The sequence below is a fragment of the Pontibacter sp. HSC-14F20 genome (assembly GCF_019599265.1).
Classification (GTDB): Bacteria; Bacteroidota; Bacteroidia; order Cytophagales; family Hymenobacteraceae; genus Pontibacter.
On the sequence record NZ_JAHZTC010000009.1, the window covers coordinates 72788 to 88799 of the forward strand.

Annotated in this window: 13 protein-coding genes; 11 read left to right on the plus strand and 2 right to left on the minus strand. The window is 49.8% G+C overall.

Annotation, left to right across the window (positions count from 1 at the left end; genetic code table 11):
* The first annotated feature begins 18 nt into the window (after positions 1 to 18).
* The 8 genes from rnr (at position 19) to K3G39_RS10730 (ending at position 9893) form a co-directional block, all read left to right on the plus strand.
* A complete protein-coding gene (gene rnr / locus K3G39_RS10695; protein ID WP_220626164.1) occupies positions 19 to 2274 on the plus strand; it encodes a ribonuclease R in 2256 nt (751 codons plus the stop codon).
* A gap of 8 nt (positions 2275 to 2282) precedes the next feature.
* Complete coding sequence (locus tag K3G39_RS10700) at positions 2283 to 3257, plus strand: polyprenyl synthetase family protein (RefSeq protein WP_220626165.1); 975 nt, start codon at positions 2283 to 2285, stop codon at positions 3255 to 3257.
* Between the two features lie 257 nt (positions 3258 to 3514).
* A complete protein-coding gene (locus K3G39_RS10705) occupies positions 3515 to 4144 on the plus strand; it encodes a rhomboid family intramembrane serine protease (protein ID WP_220626166.1) in 630 nt (209 codons plus the stop codon).
* Positions 4145 to 4246: 102 nt separating this feature from the next.
* Positions 4247 to 4720: a fasciclin domain-containing protein gene (locus K3G39_RS10710; protein WP_220626167.1), complete on the plus strand. Its 474-nt coding sequence runs from the start codon at positions 4247 to 4249 to the stop codon at positions 4718 to 4720.
* A 121-nt stretch (positions 4721 to 4841) separates the two neighbouring features.
* Positions 4842 to 5279, plus strand: a complete 438-nt coding sequence (locus K3G39_RS10715) for a hypothetical protein (protein WP_220626168.1) — start codon at positions 4842 to 4844, stop codon at positions 5277 to 5279.
* Between the two features lie 187 nt (positions 5280 to 5466).
* The gene (locus tag K3G39_RS10720; RefSeq protein ID WP_220626169.1) at positions 5467 to 7245 is read left to right on the plus strand and encodes an SLC13 family permease; all 1779 of its coding nucleotides are present in this window, start codon (positions 5467 to 5469) and stop codon (positions 7243 to 7245) included.
* 229 nt (positions 7246 to 7474) lie between these two features.
* A complete protein-coding gene (locus tag K3G39_RS10725) occupies positions 7475 to 8893 on the plus strand; it encodes an FAD/NAD(P)-binding protein (RefSeq protein WP_220626170.1) in 1419 nt (472 codons plus the stop codon).
* Positions 8894 to 9125: 232 nt separating this feature from the next.
* Complete coding sequence (locus K3G39_RS10730) at positions 9126 to 9893, plus strand: DUF2490 domain-containing protein (protein ID WP_220626171.1); 768 nt, start codon at positions 9126 to 9128, stop codon at positions 9891 to 9893.
* A gap of 137 nt (positions 9894 to 10030) precedes the next feature.
* Here K3G39_RS10730 and K3G39_RS10735 read toward each other — a convergent pair whose 3' ends face one another.
* The gene (locus K3G39_RS10735) at positions 10031 to 11881 is read right to left on the minus strand and encodes an ABC transporter ATP-binding protein (RefSeq protein WP_220626172.1); all 1851 of its coding nucleotides are present in this window, start codon (positions 11879 to 11881) and stop codon (positions 10031 to 10033) included.
* Positions 11882 to 12021: 140 nt separating this feature from the next.
* On the opposite strand from K3G39_RS10735, the gene K3G39_RS10740 reads away from it, so the two are divergent.
* The 3 genes from K3G39_RS10740 to K3G39_RS10750 all read left to right on the plus strand — a co-directional run bounded on the left by K3G39_RS10740 (position 12022) and on the right by K3G39_RS10750 (position 14358).
* Positions 12022 to 12852, plus strand: coding sequence for an energy transducer TonB (locus tag K3G39_RS10740; RefSeq protein WP_220626173.1), 831 nt, complete (start codon positions 12022 to 12024; stop codon positions 12850 to 12852).
* A 114-nt stretch (positions 12853 to 12966) separates the two neighbouring features.
* Positions 12967 to 13878 carry a hypothetical protein gene (locus K3G39_RS10745; protein ID WP_220626174.1) on the plus strand — a complete coding sequence of 304 codons (912 nt, stop codon included), beginning with the start codon at positions 12967 to 12969 and terminating at the stop codon, positions 13876 to 13878.
* A 27-nt stretch (positions 13879 to 13905) separates the two neighbouring features.
* Positions 13906 to 14358 carry a hypothetical protein gene (locus K3G39_RS10750; protein WP_220626175.1) on the plus strand — a complete coding sequence of 151 codons (453 nt, stop codon included), beginning with the start codon at positions 13906 to 13908 and terminating at the stop codon, positions 14356 to 14358.
* A 588-nt stretch (positions 14359 to 14946) separates the two neighbouring features.
* On the opposite strand, the gene K3G39_RS10755 is transcribed toward K3G39_RS10750, so the two are convergent.
* Positions 14947 to 15996 carry a glutathione synthetase gene (locus tag K3G39_RS10755; RefSeq protein WP_220626176.1) on the minus strand — a complete coding sequence of 350 codons (1050 nt, stop codon included), beginning with the start codon at positions 15994 to 15996 and terminating at the stop codon, positions 14947 to 14949.
* Positions 15997 to 16012 lie beyond the last annotated feature (16 nt).

Below are 16012 nucleotides of genomic sequence, written 5' to 3' on the forward strand. Positions count from 1 at the left end.
CCAATAGAAACAAGACACATGAGAAGTAAAAGACCAAGCAAAGGCGGCAGAGATAAAGACAGCCGCAACGAAAAAGGCGGCTCCCGCAGAGGCGAGTCTTCCAGAAGAGAACCATCCGCAGGTAGCGGCTCCCGCAGAGGCGACGGACGTAAAGGCGGCAAAGACCGTTCTGCCAAAGGGATCGTGCTGGAGATGTTCTCCAGCAGCCCCGATACCGTATTCACGCAGCGTCAGATGAACCGGAGGCTGGGTATAGTTGACAAGAAAGGCCGCGATGAACTACAGGTTATTGTCAACCAGCTGGTGCGCGAGAACAAACTGTTGCTGATAGACGGTGACAAATACCAACTCAACCTACGCGTCAACATCATCACGGGCCGCGTAGATTTGGCCAACAGCAAGTACGCCTACATTGTATCCGAAGAGACAGAAGACGATGTACGCGTATTCCGTGAGCACCTGAAATATGCCATGGACGGCGACCTGGTGAAAGTGGAAGTGCTGCCAAGAGTGCATGGAGGACGTGCTGAAGGTATGGTGATCGAGGTACTGGAGCGTTCGCGCACCGAACTGGTAGGCCTGATGGAACTTACCAAAAACTTTGGCTTCGTAGTGCCCGACTTCAAGCGACTCTATTTCGACGTATTTGTGGGAGAGCGTAACCTGAATGGAGCCCAGTCAGGCGACAAGGTGCTGGTGAAGATCATTGAATGGCCAAAAGAGCCCGGCAAGAACCCAACGGGCGAGGTAATTCGTGTGTTTGGACCGGCCGGCGAGCACGAGGCTGAGATTCACTCCATCATGGCCGAGTTCGGACTGCCGTTCGAGTTTCCGGAGGCTGTGGAAGAAGAAGCTGAACAGATATCTGACAAAATACCGGCAGGCGAGATTGCCAAGCGACGCGACATGCGCGATGTGACCACCTTTACCATTGACCCTGCCGATGCCAAAGACTTTGATGATGCACTTTCCATCCAAAAGCTAGAAAACGGTAACTGGGAAATAGGCGTGCACATTGCCGACGTGACGCATTACGTGCATCCGCGCAGCATCCTGGAGAAGGAAGCTTTCCACAGAGCTACTTCGGTATACCTGGTGGATAGAACCATCCCGATGTTGCCAGAGCGTCTCTCAAATGGCCTTTGCTCGCTAAGACCAAACGAAGAGAAGCTGACTTTCTCGGTCGTGTTTGAGATTGACGACAACGGCAAACTCTACGACACCTGGTATGGTCGCACGATTACGTATTCTGATCGCCGCTTTGCTTACGAAGAGGCACAGGAGCGCATAGAGTCCGGAGAAGGCGACTTTGCCGAGGAGATCAACGTCCTGAACAACATTGCCAAGAAACTGCAGGCCAAACGCTTTAAAAATGGCGCCATCAGCTTCGAGACAACCGAAGTGAAATTTAAGCTCGATGAAAACGGGAAACCGCTCTCTGTCTATGTGAAGGAGCGCAAAGATGCCCACAAGTTGATCGAGGAATTCATGCTCCTGGCAAACAAAAAGGTGGCTGAGTTTGTCTACGGCTTAGGCAAAGGCAAAAAGCGCCCGACTATGGTATACCGTACGCACGGCTCTCCTGATCCTGACAAGCTAAACACGTTCTCACTCTTCGCTCGCAAGTTTGGGTATAAAGTAGACCCTGAAGGCGATATTTCGGAAGAGCTGAACAACCTGACGCACGAAATTGAAGGTAAGCCGGAACAAAGCGTGCTGCAGAACCTGGCGATCCGGACGATGGCCAAAGCCAAGTATAGCACCGAGCCCGAGGGCCACTTTGGTCTGGCCTTTGACCACTACTCGCACTTCACGTCACCGATTCGTCGTTACCCCGATATGATGGCGCACCGCCTGTTGCAGCATTACCTGGATGGTGGTACTTCGGAGGACAAAGAGGCTTTTGAGGAACGTTGCCGCCATTCATCTGAGATGGAAAAACGTGCCGCTGATGCCGAGCGTGCCTCCATTAAGTACAAGCAGGTGGAGTTTATGAAGGACACCATTGGCAACCAATACAAAGGAATTGTGTCTGGTGTGACAGAATGGGGTATCTTTGTGGAGATTGAAGAAAACAAGTGCGAAGGTATGGTGCGCCTCTCAAGTCTGAACGACGACTACTACGAGCTGGACGCCAACAACTACCGCATCATTGGTCGTCAGTCGAAACGCATCATCTCGTTTGGAGATGAAGTGATGGTCGAGATTGTGAGCGCCAACATGGCCGAGCGCACCATCGACATGGAACTGGTAGAAACCCTTAAAACACACTAATACAACCTGTGGATATTACGCAGCTTTCAACCCAGCTTAACCAAACGCTGAATACCCTCCGCTTTGGCGACCAGCCAACGGAATTGTACGAACCCATCCGCTACATTATGTCGTTGGGCGGAAAGCGGATAAGGCCCTTGCTGGTGCTTTTGGCTGCAAAAATGTACGATGATGATGTGGAAAACGTGCTATTGCCCGCTGCGGCGGTAGAGGTTTTCCACAACTTCACGCTCATGCACGACGACATCATGGACAAGGCCCCACTGCGCCGCGGTAACCCAACCGTGCACGAAAAGTGGAATGCCAACACCGCCATTCTGAGCGGAGACGTGATGCTGGTACGCGCTTACGAAATGATGTTAGGCATAGCCCCCGACAAACTGGGCAAAGTGCTGCAGCTTTTCAGCAAAACAGCCGCTGAGGTATGCGAAGGCCAGCAACTCGACATGAACTTCGAGCGTCGACAGCAGGTGAGCATCGAAGAGTACATCCACATGATCACGCTCAAAACAGCCGTGCTGCTGGGTTTCAGTCTCGAGTTGGGTGCCATGCTGCAGGGAGCCCCTGACAGCGACGCCGAGCACTTGAAGGGGTTCGGAGACAACGTAGGTATAGCCTTCCAGCTGCGCGATGATTTGCTCGATGTGTACGGCGATAAGGCCAAGTTCGGCAAACAGGTCGGCGGCGATATTCTGTCAGATAAGAAGACCTTTCTGATGCTGAAGGCGCTGGAGCAAGCCAACAAGGAACAACTGCAAACCATACTCGACTGGCGTGACAACACTGATGCAGGTATAGCCGAAGAAAAAGTACAGGCCATTACCGCCGTTTACAACCAGCTCAACATCCGAAAGCAAACCGAACAGCAAATCGATTTCTATTTCCAGCAAGCCCTGTATCACTTAGAGGCCGTGCAGGTACCAGTCGAGCGTAAAGCTACCATTCATGGGCTGGCCCTGCAGCTAATGGAGAGGGACAGTTAGAATTGTTAAAATGTTGGTTCGCTAGTGTTGAATCCTCAGGTATAGATTCGCAGGTATAGCATAAAGCTTTTCCGGCTTGTAAAGTTTGCCCGACCTTAATTGGTTTACAAGAATTCTGAAGCCATAAAAAGTCGCCCATTATAAACTTGCGGCAGAAATAAATTCCGATTTTTAGTAGTGAAAATGATTCATCATTCTTGAGTAATCATTTGTCAATAATTCACTCATTCACTCAACCACTCATTCAAAATTAAAAAATGAGCGTTACCGTCATCCTGATTATCATTACAGTGGGCATTTCGATGTATGCCTGGAAGAACCACGACCTGATGCAGAACTGGATTTTTCATCCGTACTCCGTGGCACGTGACAACTCGTGGCATCGCTTCCTGACTTCGGGCTTCCTGCACGCGGATTATACTCACCTGTTCTTTAACATGTTCACGCTGTATTTCTTTGGAAATGCCGTGGAGATGACTTTCGGTGCAATTTTTGGAGATGTAACAGGTATACTTATCTACATGTTGATTTATCTGGGCGGCATTATCGTGTCAGATATACCTACTTTCCTGAAGCACCGCGACGACCCGTCTTACCGGGCTTTAGGTGCTTCGGGTGGTGTGGCTTCGGTCGTGTTCTCCAGCATACTCTTTTACCCGACACAGGATATTTGCCTCTACGCTATTCTTTGTATACCTGGCTTCATCCTCGGCATTCTATACCTGATGTACTCCTACTTCCAGGGCAAGCGCATGGGCGACAACATCAACCACGATGCCCACTTTTACGGTGCGGTGTACGGCATGGTCATAAGCCTGGCTTTAGTACCAAAGGCAGGCCCATTGTTTATCGAGCAAATCAGCAACTGGCGCTTACCTTTTTTATAGGAGGAAGTACAATTGCACTTTATTGGCCTGATTCTTCGATATTAAAATCAGGCTGAGAGCCGATGGATTCCGTATAAATACTAAAGTCATGCATTTATACTGATGAAATCGAAACTATACTATCTATACCTTGGAATTGTACTTCTTGTAGCCTTCTTCCTGACGAGCAGTCAGGCAGTAGCGCAGGATGCTGCCCTGCAGCGCACCACTATTATGCAGTATGTCATTAACGAGCGCCCTGTGCTGGCCGAGCTTTTGACTACGGCAGGTATGGCGCCTGCTCTCTCCGGCAGCACATCCTATACCTTGCTGATGCCCCCCGAAGCACGCCTGCAGGAACTAAAAGGGCAATCAGTAGAGAAAATACGCGCTGTTATGGCGATGCACCTGGTGAAGGGCGCTCTCTCCGGAACCGACTTTAAAGAGGGCAGCAACCTGCAGACCTATAGCGGCGCGACACTGAATGTTTGCCGTAAAAAAGGAAACACCCTGCTGAACGGCGTGGAGTTGCGCCCAACAGATATTGCTCTGCGAAATGGAACGGTGCATGAACTGACAGGCCTGTTGCAACCTTAAAAACAGAAAACGTCCTGCTCGAATTCAGAATTGCACATTTTTACTCTCAATCAGCCTATTACTCCTTGGATAGGTATAATGCATCCGTCAGTAGGTTGCGTATGCTATACAGGAGCCTTCTATGGATAACAAAACACAATATAACGACCCCTCTATACCTGCCCAACAGCATGTTGTCCGAAATTCATGTTACGAAATCGGTTATGACGGCATCCGGAACAGAGTATATTTCAGCATACTGGGCTTTTGGAAAAATGCCGACAGCGTACCTGATTTTTTGAACGACTGGGACAAAGCATTGCAACTGGTTCGGTCAGGTTTTACCCTTTTGGTTGACATGCGCACCATGATTACCCATCCGCACCAGCTCAACCGCCTCCACGAAGAGTCGCAGCGCAGGATGAAAGCTGCCGGATTAAGCAGAATTGCCAACGTGATGCCGGTAGATAAAATTGCTAGTTTGCAAGTGGCAGACATTGTTAAGCAGATAGAAGTGCCTTCTCAGCATTTTGAAACCTGCGAAGCGGCCCAACAATGGCTGAATGAAACCATTGCGTAACATCTTGACGCTTACCGGATTTCTTTTTCCGGCAATACTTTTTCCCCTTTCCGCTATTTTCTATCTTTTGTAACTGTTTGGCCGCAAATACAGTTATAGCTACCAATTATTTCGCCTCTAGTCCGTGGCAACGCTATACCTGCTGACCGACAGCTTACAAGGTCGGTTCTATCCTTAACTATCGAGCATGACGTACGAGATTGGCGTGGTTCTATCTGTGATAGCGGTGGCTGTAGTGCTTTTCGTCAGCGAGAAGCTCTCCATCGACACGACGGCCATTCTGGTAATGACACTCTTCATGATGCTCGGCATACTCACGCCGGCCGAAGGACTAGCCGGTTTCAGCAACCCGGCCACTATCACGGTAGCCTGCATGTTCATCATCAGCTCTGCCATTTTCAAGTCGGGTTCTTTGAGTAATGTGGGCGTGTTGCTTACCCGGATAGGTCGCAAAAGTAACCTGCTTTGTTTATTGGCGGTGATGCTGGTGGCAGCTATGCTGTCCGCTTTTGTTAACGATACGGCGGTGGTGGCCCTGCTGATGCCCATGGTGATACAAGTAGCCCGCGACACCCGCATCAGTCCTGCCAAACTGCTGATGCCCCTCTCTTTCGGTGCGTTACTGGGTGGCGTCTGTACCCTGATCGGTACTTCTACTAACATACTGGTGAGCGGTATTGCCGAGGCGCAGGGCGAGGAACCTATTGGCATGTTTGAACTCACATCGGCCGGAATATTTTTCCTGATAACCGGAGTACTTTACATGTTGTTTGTGGGCCGTTTCCTGTTACCCAACCGAAAGGTGGCCGAAGACCTGACAGAAGATTTTAACATGGGCGACTACCTGACAGAAATTGTGCTGTTGCCCGATTCGCCCTCGGTGGGTATGCCGCTCAGGAGCTCTAGTCTGGTGCAGAACCTGGACATAGACGTGCTGCAAGTCACCCGCGACAAGTATAAACTCAACGCCACACCCTATACCATGCTGCGAGCAGGCGATGTGCTGAAGGTGCGTTGCGATGTAGAGAAACTCAAGAAAATGAAGGAGGAGAAGGGCATCAAGTTGAAATCGGAGCGAAAGCTCAAAGATGAAGATTTGAACAGTGCCAACTCAAAACTCTTCGAGGCCATCGTAACGCCCAACTCCTACATGGTGGGCAAGTCCCTGAAAGAACTCGACTTCAGGGCCTACAACCACGGGGCTACGGTGGTCGCCATCCGGCACCGCGACGAAATCCTACACGAAAAACTCACCCATACCCATCTCTCGGCTGGTGATGTGCTCCTCATTTCGGCCGACAAAAGCCAGGCCCAGAACCTGCGAAACAACGAAGACATTTTGCTCATCTCCGAAACAGAGCGCAGCCACTACGACTACAGCAAGATTATACCTGTACTGGTAATAGGAGCAGGCGTGGTGATAACGGCAGCCACAGGACTGGCGCATATTGTGCTCAGTGCCTTGGTAGGGGTGCTACTGCTGGTGCTTACCAAATCCATACGCCTCGACGAACTCTACAAGTCCATTGAGTGGAAAGTGATTTTTATGCTGGCTGGTGTACTCTCCATGGGTACAGCCCTCGAAAAGACCGGCGCCGCTAGTCTGCTTTCAGGCTTTCTGGTGGAGTCGATTGGTAGTTATGGGCCGCATGCGCTCTTGTCGGCTTTCTTCTTCATCTCTTTTATGTCTACTAATTTTATGTCGAACAACGCCACGGCAGCCTTACTGGCACCTATTGCCATTGTGGCGGCCAAGGAGATGGGGGTGAGTGTTCGGCCTTTTCTGGTGGCGGTGACCTATGCGGCTTCCCTTAGTTTTATGACCCCCATGGGCTATCAGACCAACACCATGATTTACGGGCCGGGCAATTACAAATTTATGGACTACCTGCGTGTGGGTACGCCGCTCAATATGCTGCTGTGGCTGGTGGCTTCGATCATCATACCTTTCTTCTTTCCTTTTTAAATTGTTCCACGTGTGACAAGCTTGGTGGCTGAAGGTATAAATTAATGTTAAACGACTTATAACCAACGCTATTTGGCGACGTAATTTATCAACTCAGCTTTTGGATTACCGTAAAATCAAAATGTTGTTTTGAAACAGATGCAGGCACCTGACAAACTCAAACGGAGTTTGTAAACGCCTGGCCACACGTTCGTCCACACAAGAAGTATATACCTTAGCTACACCAACCATGACAATCGCTATAATAGGAGCAGGGCTAAGCGGTACGCTAACGGCTATCCATCTATTGCAAAATGCCGCATCAGGCACTACTGTATACTTAATAGAACCTGACAGGTATAGAATGAACCGTGGCGTTGCCTATTCAAGTCAGTTGCCGTTTCAGCCGCTCAATGTACCCGCTTCAGCCATGAGCCTGTTTGCTGACGAACCACTCGATTTTTTTAACTGGCTGGAAGCGCATGCCCAACTCTATAAAAGACAGATTTCCCTGCCAGTTCAGATCACCGACTTCATTCCACGTACTATTTTTGGCGATTACCTGAAAGCGCGCTTGCAGGAAGCAGAGGCGGGTGCGGCAAAAGGAGTTTCGCTGGTGCGGGTATACGAAGAGGCGCTATCCGTTGCCAGGCAGGGACGACATTTTACTATTGATTGCAGTAACCAGTGTACCTTGAGCGCTAACAAAGTAGTGCTGGCCATGGGTAATTTCCCGCCGGCGCTTTTGCCTATACCTAACAAAAGCTTTTACAAAAGCCAGCGTTATGTCGCCTCGCCCTGGTCGGCCAAAGGACTGAGTGGACTGCAAACGCACGAATCGCTCTTATTGATTGGTTCCAGCCTGACCATGGTAGACTTGGTGGGCAGCCTGCAGGCGCAAGGTCATAAAGGCAAGGTATACGTGGTGTCGCGCCACGGGCTGTTGCCGCAGCCTTTCGATGTCAGCACACGGCCATATCCTAAAACAGCGATTCCCGAAGGAGCATATCAATCTGCTTTAAGTTTATTCCGCTTCGTCCGGCAAGAGATAAAGCAGGCCGAAGCGGCGGGCTATCCCTGGCGAAGTGTGCTGGATGCCCTGCGCGATGATATACCTGTTCTCTGGCAATCATTGCCAGAGAAAGAGAAAAAAGCTTTTCTGCGCCACATCCGGCCATACTGGGAAGTGCACCGCCACCGCATGCCTGCCTCCTCAGCTGCTCTGCTGCAGGAACTACAGGAAAAAGGGCAACTGGAGGTAATAGCCGCCGCTGTCTTGGATATGCGCGAAACAGAGAGTGGTGCCCGAGTTTCTATCAGGAGAAGGCATTACCAGGAAACAGAGGAAATCGAGGTAGGCAGGGTCATCAATTGCACGGGTCCACAATGCGACTATACCCAGGTAGAGGCGCCCTTGGTAAGGCAGCTGCTGGCAGACGGTCTGACACAACCCGATGTGCTGCGCCTCGGAATAAAAACAACACCAGGTGGCAAACTAATAGATGCATCGGGCAAACCTGTAAGTGGTATGTTCACGCTCGGGCCTCCCAGGAAAGGGATGCTCTACGAGTCTACTGCGTTGCGAGAGATAAGGCAGCAGGCAAAAGCACTTGCACACAGATTGCTTCGCCAGGGAAAAGCCACACTGGAAGTCGCCAAAACCAGCTGACCTGTTAAAACTAACCATGGGAGAAGACCTGTTCCTGATTTTTCTGGCAATACTGAGTCTGGCCTGTGTGATACTGGTGTGGCATTTTATGGCGGAGGATGAAGACATAAGGTAAGGCCTGTATTTATACCTGGGGTGTGTGAGCTAAAGGGCTGCATGAGCGAATAAATTATGTGTTCCCGCTGCTGCATGTGCTGTACGCTCCCGTATATTCGCTGAATAAATGTCTTACATGAAAATCTTCAGCGTATACCTCTTCCTGGCAGGATGTTTCCTGGCAGGTCCTACCTTTGGGCAATCCTCCGGTAAAAAGGTCACGCATCAGGAATTGATCTGGTTTACTTATACCAATACACTTAAGTTCAGTCCGAAGTGGGCGTTGATCTCTGAGATACATGAAAGGAGATTTATTAACCCGGATAGGCACCACCAGTTTGTGCTGCGGTCGCAGGCACGCTATGCACTGGGCGAGAACTGGGAGGCTGTGGCAGGCTTAACTTATTTCCGGCAGAGCCCAAACGACCCTAATGCCACACAAAGACTTGTAGTGCCTGAACTGAGACCGCATGTGCAGTTGAACTACAATCAACCGCTCGTTAGGTTCATGATCACGCACAGGTATAGAGCTGAAAAGCGTTTCTTCCGGAATACAGCCGACGGGGAACTGGCAGACGGGTATAATACTAACTACCGTTTTAGGTATAGGCTAGGCATAGAATACCATTTAACAGACATCAGAGAGCAGCCACTTAAGCTCAAGGTAAGTGATGAACTCCTAATCAATGCAGGCAAAAACATCATTTACAACCGATTCGACCAAAACAGGATGTATGCAGGCCTTAATTATGCGATTTTAAACGATCTGGAGGTGGAGGCGGGATACCTGAACTGGTACCAACAAAGACCAGCAGGCGATCAGTTCTATAACAGGCATATCATCAATTTGACAATTTCCCACCGAATTGACCTGACTAAAAAGCCAAAGGATGCAGAGGAGTAAGGTATAACCGTACGATTTGTGCTAAGTACACAGCCAGAATTGGCCTGAGACGAAAAAACAGTCTTAAAACTTAAAAAAGATTTGGGATTGAAGTTTTACATGCAGAACACCTCTGCCCTTAATCAAATTTCTTTTGCCTACAGATACCCCTTCGCCTGCAAGGCAAACAACTCGGCATACTTGCCGTTCTGCGCTAAGAGTTCTTCGTGCGAACCAAGCTCCTTGAGTTGCCCCTGCTCCAGGAATAGGATGCGGTCGGCCATACGCACCGTAGAGAAGCGGTGGGAGATAAGCACAGCGGTTTTGCCGGCAATCAGTTCCGAGAACCGCAGGAACACCTCGTGCTCGGCGCGGGCATCCAGGGCAGAGGTAGGTTCGTCCAATATTAACAGCTGTGCGTCGCGCATGTAGGCCCGGGCCAGCGCCACCTTCTGCCATTCTCCACCCGACAGTTCCACACCTTTGTTAAATCGCTTACCCAATACCTGTTCATAACCATTCGGCAGGCGCTGGATCACGGGGTCTGCCAGGCTTTTCTGGGCGGAGCCCTGTATGCGGTCGCGGTTAGTGATGCTGCTGATCTGCCCGATGGCAATGTTGTCGGAGGCCGTCATCTGGAAGCGTACATAATCCTGAAAAATAATGCCCACCTGGTGGCGCAAATCGTTGAGGTCGTACTCACGCAAGTCTATACCGTCGAGCAGGATGCGGCCTTCGGTGGGTTCGTACAAACGGGCCAGTAACTTGACCAGCGTGGTTTTGCCTGCTCCGTTTTCGCCCACCAATGCCAGTTTTTCGCCAGCCCGCAGGAGGAAGGAGAGGTGCCGCACGGCCCATTTCTCGCTGTTGTGGTACTTAAATCCGACATCCTCAAAGGTAAAGCCCTGTTGGATGGGACGAGGTATAGACAGCGGATTGACAGGCGGCGTAATCTGTGGCTTGAGCTCCAGAAAATCAAAAAGGTCCTGCAGGTATAGTGCACTCTCGGCAATCTGCGAAAAGCGGGTCATGATGCCTTGCAATAGCCCCCGCATGTTACTGAAAGATCCGGCCAGGAAAGTGAGCGTACCTACTGTAATAGCACCTGCTACTGTCTGCGCCAGTATAAAAATATAAGCCCCGTAGTAAGCCAGCGTTCCAAGTGAGGAGAGCGCGCTACCCCATACTGCCCGGCGTACGATAAGACTTTTGTTCATAGCATAATAGCGATCCGAGAGTTCTTTGAAGCGATTCGCCAGAAAACCGGACAGGTTAAAGGTCTTGATTTCCTTTGCGGTTTCATCGGAGGCGCCGATGTAGCGCAGGTAGTCGAGTTCGCGGCGCTCGGGCGTCCAGGAGCGGGAAAGGGAATAGGTGCGTTCGTTGAAGTGCGTCTCACCCAGAAAAGAAGGTATAACGGCCACGAGTAAGATCAGGATCAGCCAAGGATTAAAGGCAATCAGACCCACGGCCAGAAAAGCAATTGTGACCATATCCTGTAGTTGCGAGAGTACCTGCGACATGAGTACCACCCGTGTAATGGTTTGCCTGCGTGCCCGCTCCAGTTTGTCGTAGAAAGTGGCGTCCTCGAACTGCGCCAGGTCTAGCCGGGCAGCGTGCTCAATGAGTTGTACCGAGGTGTTATTGGAAAACAGGTCGCCCAGCAGACTGTCGAGCAGCGTAATGCCCCGGTTAATGATATCTGAAAGGATGGCCAGACCCAATTCTGCTGCAACCAGTATCCACAAAAAGTTCAGATCCCGTTCGCCTGTTTCGGCAATCAGCCCGATCACTTCGTCAATGATGAGCTTGCCCACATAGAGCATCGCCAAAGGTATAGCCGACTTGACAAGGCGCAGCAGCACGTTGGCGATGGTCATACGTGGGCTCGTATTCCAGATCAGGCGGAAGAACTTGGGCAAGTTTTTCAGTGCGCCCACCTGTTCGCGGAAGCTCTTCTTATCGTCTGCCTGATTCGCCCTGAGGGCACCTTTACCTGGTCTATTCATCGTTTATCTATACCTGAAACCTATACCTATACCGAAAAAATAAGCTTATGTTTTGTTCTGTGGCCTGAATCTTAACAAAAGCTGTAGGGTAATCCTGACTGCCTATACCTTAAATTCATAATTGTACTTATTTTTAGGGCATGAAACAAATTTACTCGTTCCTGATGTTAGCCGTGGCACTCTTGTCAGGGCACCAGGCCACCGCACAAGCTGTGAAAACAAGATATCTGTCAGCCATGCAGAAAGAAGTGCCGGCTGCCGAAGCACATTATTTCGAAGAAATAAAAGAGTACTCTTCTGGAGGAGGAACCCGCACGCGTTACCTGGCAAAAGACAGCTCCAAGGTAAGCCTGATGCATTACAGCCACATAATTTATAGAGATGGGGCTGTCTTAGGAATGCAACATGGGCCTGTTTACGAATGGTACCCTAACGGACAGCTGAAGACGAAGATGGCTTATCATTCCAATAAATGGGACGGTGCTTATACCACCTGGTATGAGAACGGTCAGGTAAGGATGAGCAGCAAGTATAAAATGGGTACACCCCTGGACACCCTAAAGGTATATTATGAAACAGGTGCTTTACGCAGAGTGGAGGTTTATGAGCAGGGTAAAATGGTGTTGGGCGAGGTATACGATGCAAGTGGCAGTCGGCTGGATTTTTTGCCAATGGAAGTCCTGCCCGAGTTTCCGGGAGGAGAGAAGGCCATGTTACGTTGGATCAGTTCGAATCTGAAATATCCGAAAACTACCCTAAAGGCAAAGCTACAGGGCGTGGTGATCCTTTCGTATGTAATAGATGAACAGGGAAAAATTGGAGATATAGAACTGATCAAGGGAATCCATCCTGATGCAGATGCCGAGGCAGTTAGAGTTATAGAGGCCATGCCCACCTGGAAACCCGGGCAGCAGGAGGGCAAGCCCGTACCGGTGCGTTATACCCTACCCTTACGGTTTGCACTTCAATAAGAAAAAGGCACTTGAATATAGGTTTTCACTATATTTTTTTATTTCAAGCCTATCCTAGCTAAATGCAGCACGAAGTTTGAGCAGGTTCAGGTTAAAACCTTATAGTCAAGACCTATGAAAAAAGCTGTACTACTCATGTTGCTGACCGGAGTTGTTTCGCTAAATGCCTGTTCTCCGTCATTACACCCTGAAGTGGACGAACGATTGACCAAAATTCCTACACAACCTCATGGTTATGATATAGAAGTATTTTTTGCAGGAGAGTGGCCCCGCGAAGAGTACATTAAACTGGCAGCGCTTGAGACAAGAAGTGGGGATAATGTACCCTACGCCGACATGATCAAAAATCTGCAGGACAAAGCCAGGGTCTACGGTGCCGATGCAGTAGTCCTCCAGGAAAAGAACATTGTATCCGATGTGTATACCACCGACACTTGGAGTGCGCTGACGGGAGTCGCCATTAAGTATAAGAAATATCTGGACACGAACCTGATGCCCAAAAGCCAACAGGTTGAAATATACGACCCCACGACGGGCGCTTTCCAGCCGTTGATCAACCTGGCATACTGGCCGGATGGAAATCTTAAAACAAAGGATGAACTGCGTGAGAATGCGGCGTTTATTTATAGCAACTACATTGGCGGCTATACCATGCGCTACTTGCAGGAGCGGGGACCGGGCTGGTCGCACCGCATGCAGGAGGGCTTTGTAGTGGAACGGGAACTACACAGAGACGGCATACTACAAAAGCGCATGGAGTTCAACTACGATACAGCCAGACGATTAAAGCAGATCCGGATCAGAAATACAAGAGGCGCATCCGAAGAGATAAATTTTGTATATGACGAAACAGGCAAGCTAAGCCAACGCACCATTCTGAGAAGTGGTAAACCTTACATTGAGGAGGTATACCGCTACGACGAAGCAGGGCAGGCACACGAAGTGCAGGTATACAACACAAACCTGCCCGAAAAACAACCACTTTTGCGAAGCACCTATACCTATTATACCATGGAGGAAATCTGAAAGCCGGCTTCTGCAGTATAGTAGCGTATGACGCGTTACCTGCTGCTTTTCCTGACGGGCTTTGCCCACGCACTCCTGATCCTGCTTTACACCGACCTGACAGGGGATGAGGCGCTTTTCTACAGGAAAATGGGCCTGATGGCAGCAGTTCCACTTTTTGCCTTTACTTCGTGGCTTACCTTGTTCAGCATGCGGTTAGGTGCGCTCGTCTCGCTGCCCAGTCTGCTGGTGCTTTTATACTGGAATCTGCGCACTGCTGAGCACAGCATGAGCCAGGATTCCGCCTTCGATATGGCCATTGCCATCACCCATCTCGTGGCGGGCCTGCTGGCGATGGCAACTTTAATGACCAGTCTCCGCTACGTGTTCAAAACCAACCTATCGTGGGGAGCGGGTACCCCTTCGCCGGGCTTGTTCCTGAAACTGCTGCTGGCCGCTATACCTGTAACACTGGGAACAGCCTATTTACTGTATGCCTGAAGTATAAGGTGGCAGCTCTTTTTTAAATTCGGGACACAGAAATGCGAATCAGAAAAGCCCTGAAATGAGAAAAGCCCCGTCAAAATGACTGGGGCCTTCTCTCACCTTAAAACAAACTAATCTAAACTTTAACTAACCTTATCTTTATGCCTGCCGGAGCAGATTTTATATCACTTTTTTATATATATGCTGTACACAGCTAATAAAATTCAAGAAAATCGGAGTGAGATTTGCGTATTTAGGAAATGCTTTTCATATTAGCTTTCCGTTTAAGTGTCTCTCTCAAATCGGGTGCAAAATTATGGTTTCAGTTTCCTAAAAGCAAGGGGTATTGCATAATTTTTTTTACTTTTATGTAAGCGCCTGGTTATCAGTAATAAAATTTTTAATCAACCTTGAAATTAAGGTCGATTTCCTATCCCAGACTACCCAAAACAGTCACTTTTCCACTGCCCTATACCTTAACATCAGGCGAGTAACTCTCTGCTCTTTGGCTCCATTTTCCAGCAAAAATAAAGGCAGGCGGTTTGCTGCTTTTACAACAGCGCATTCGCTTGCCTTATACCTTGGTCGGTTATCGTTCCTAACTTAAATCATCGCTACCGTTTTGTTATCAATCTGAGTGCCGTAGGTGTTTTTGTAGTGCACCTTACGCTCCAGCGCTTCGATAACAGGTATAGAGAAGTCAACTCCCTCCAGGTTACTGGCAGTAGGCATGCCGCCCGGACTAAACACGTTTATCTCCATCAGCTTATCGCCAACAATGTCGAGGCCTACCATGAACATACCGTCCTGAATGAGCTTTGGGCGCACCAGTTCAACCAGGTCCAGCATACTCTGGTCCACTTTGGCGGCTACAGCCGAGCCACCGGCGTGAATGTTGCTGCGGATGTCGTCTTTACTGTTTACGCGGCGCATGGCGCAGTATTTTCCGTTGTGCTGCAAAGCCTCGCCATTCACGACAAAGAGGCGCACGTCGCCTTCAGTGGCCTGTGGCAGATACTCCTGTGCAATCACGTAGCCGTCGCGGCTGATAGCTTCTACAATCTGGTTCAGGTTGGTGGAATCGTTCTTCTTCACCATAAACACACCCGAGCCGCCCGAACCTTGCAGCGGTTTGAGGATGATGTTGTTTTTCTGCTCGTTGAAGAACTCCTTTATCTCATCCTTATCGCGGGTGATGAGCGTACGCGGACGTACAGCTTCGGGAAAATGCTGAAAGTACATCTTGTTCACAGCATCCGAGAGCGAAGTCGGGTCGTTGAGTACGATCACGCCATGGCGCAAAGCTAGCTGACCGAAGATGATGCCGGCATTCTGGGCCCAGCCGCGGCCTTCGCCTTCCGATGAGGGGTCGTTGCGGAGCATCAGTACGTCCAGATCGGGTGCGGTCACGCGGGTGCGCTTTGCCTTCGGGCCCTGTATGGCTTCCAGAAAAGTGGCCGGCGATTTATACTTATGCTTAGAGTCAGCGATGGCAGCGTTGGCGCCCATGTAGCCGTCGGGGTAGTAGGCCAGGTCGCCTACACCCATCAGCAGCACCGTATGCCCCAGATTATGCATGCGCTGCGCCAGAAAAATAGTGGTATGATCGGGTTTTTCAGTATTTACGTCGTTTACTACGAATCCTATTGTCATGTCTATATATAAGTAT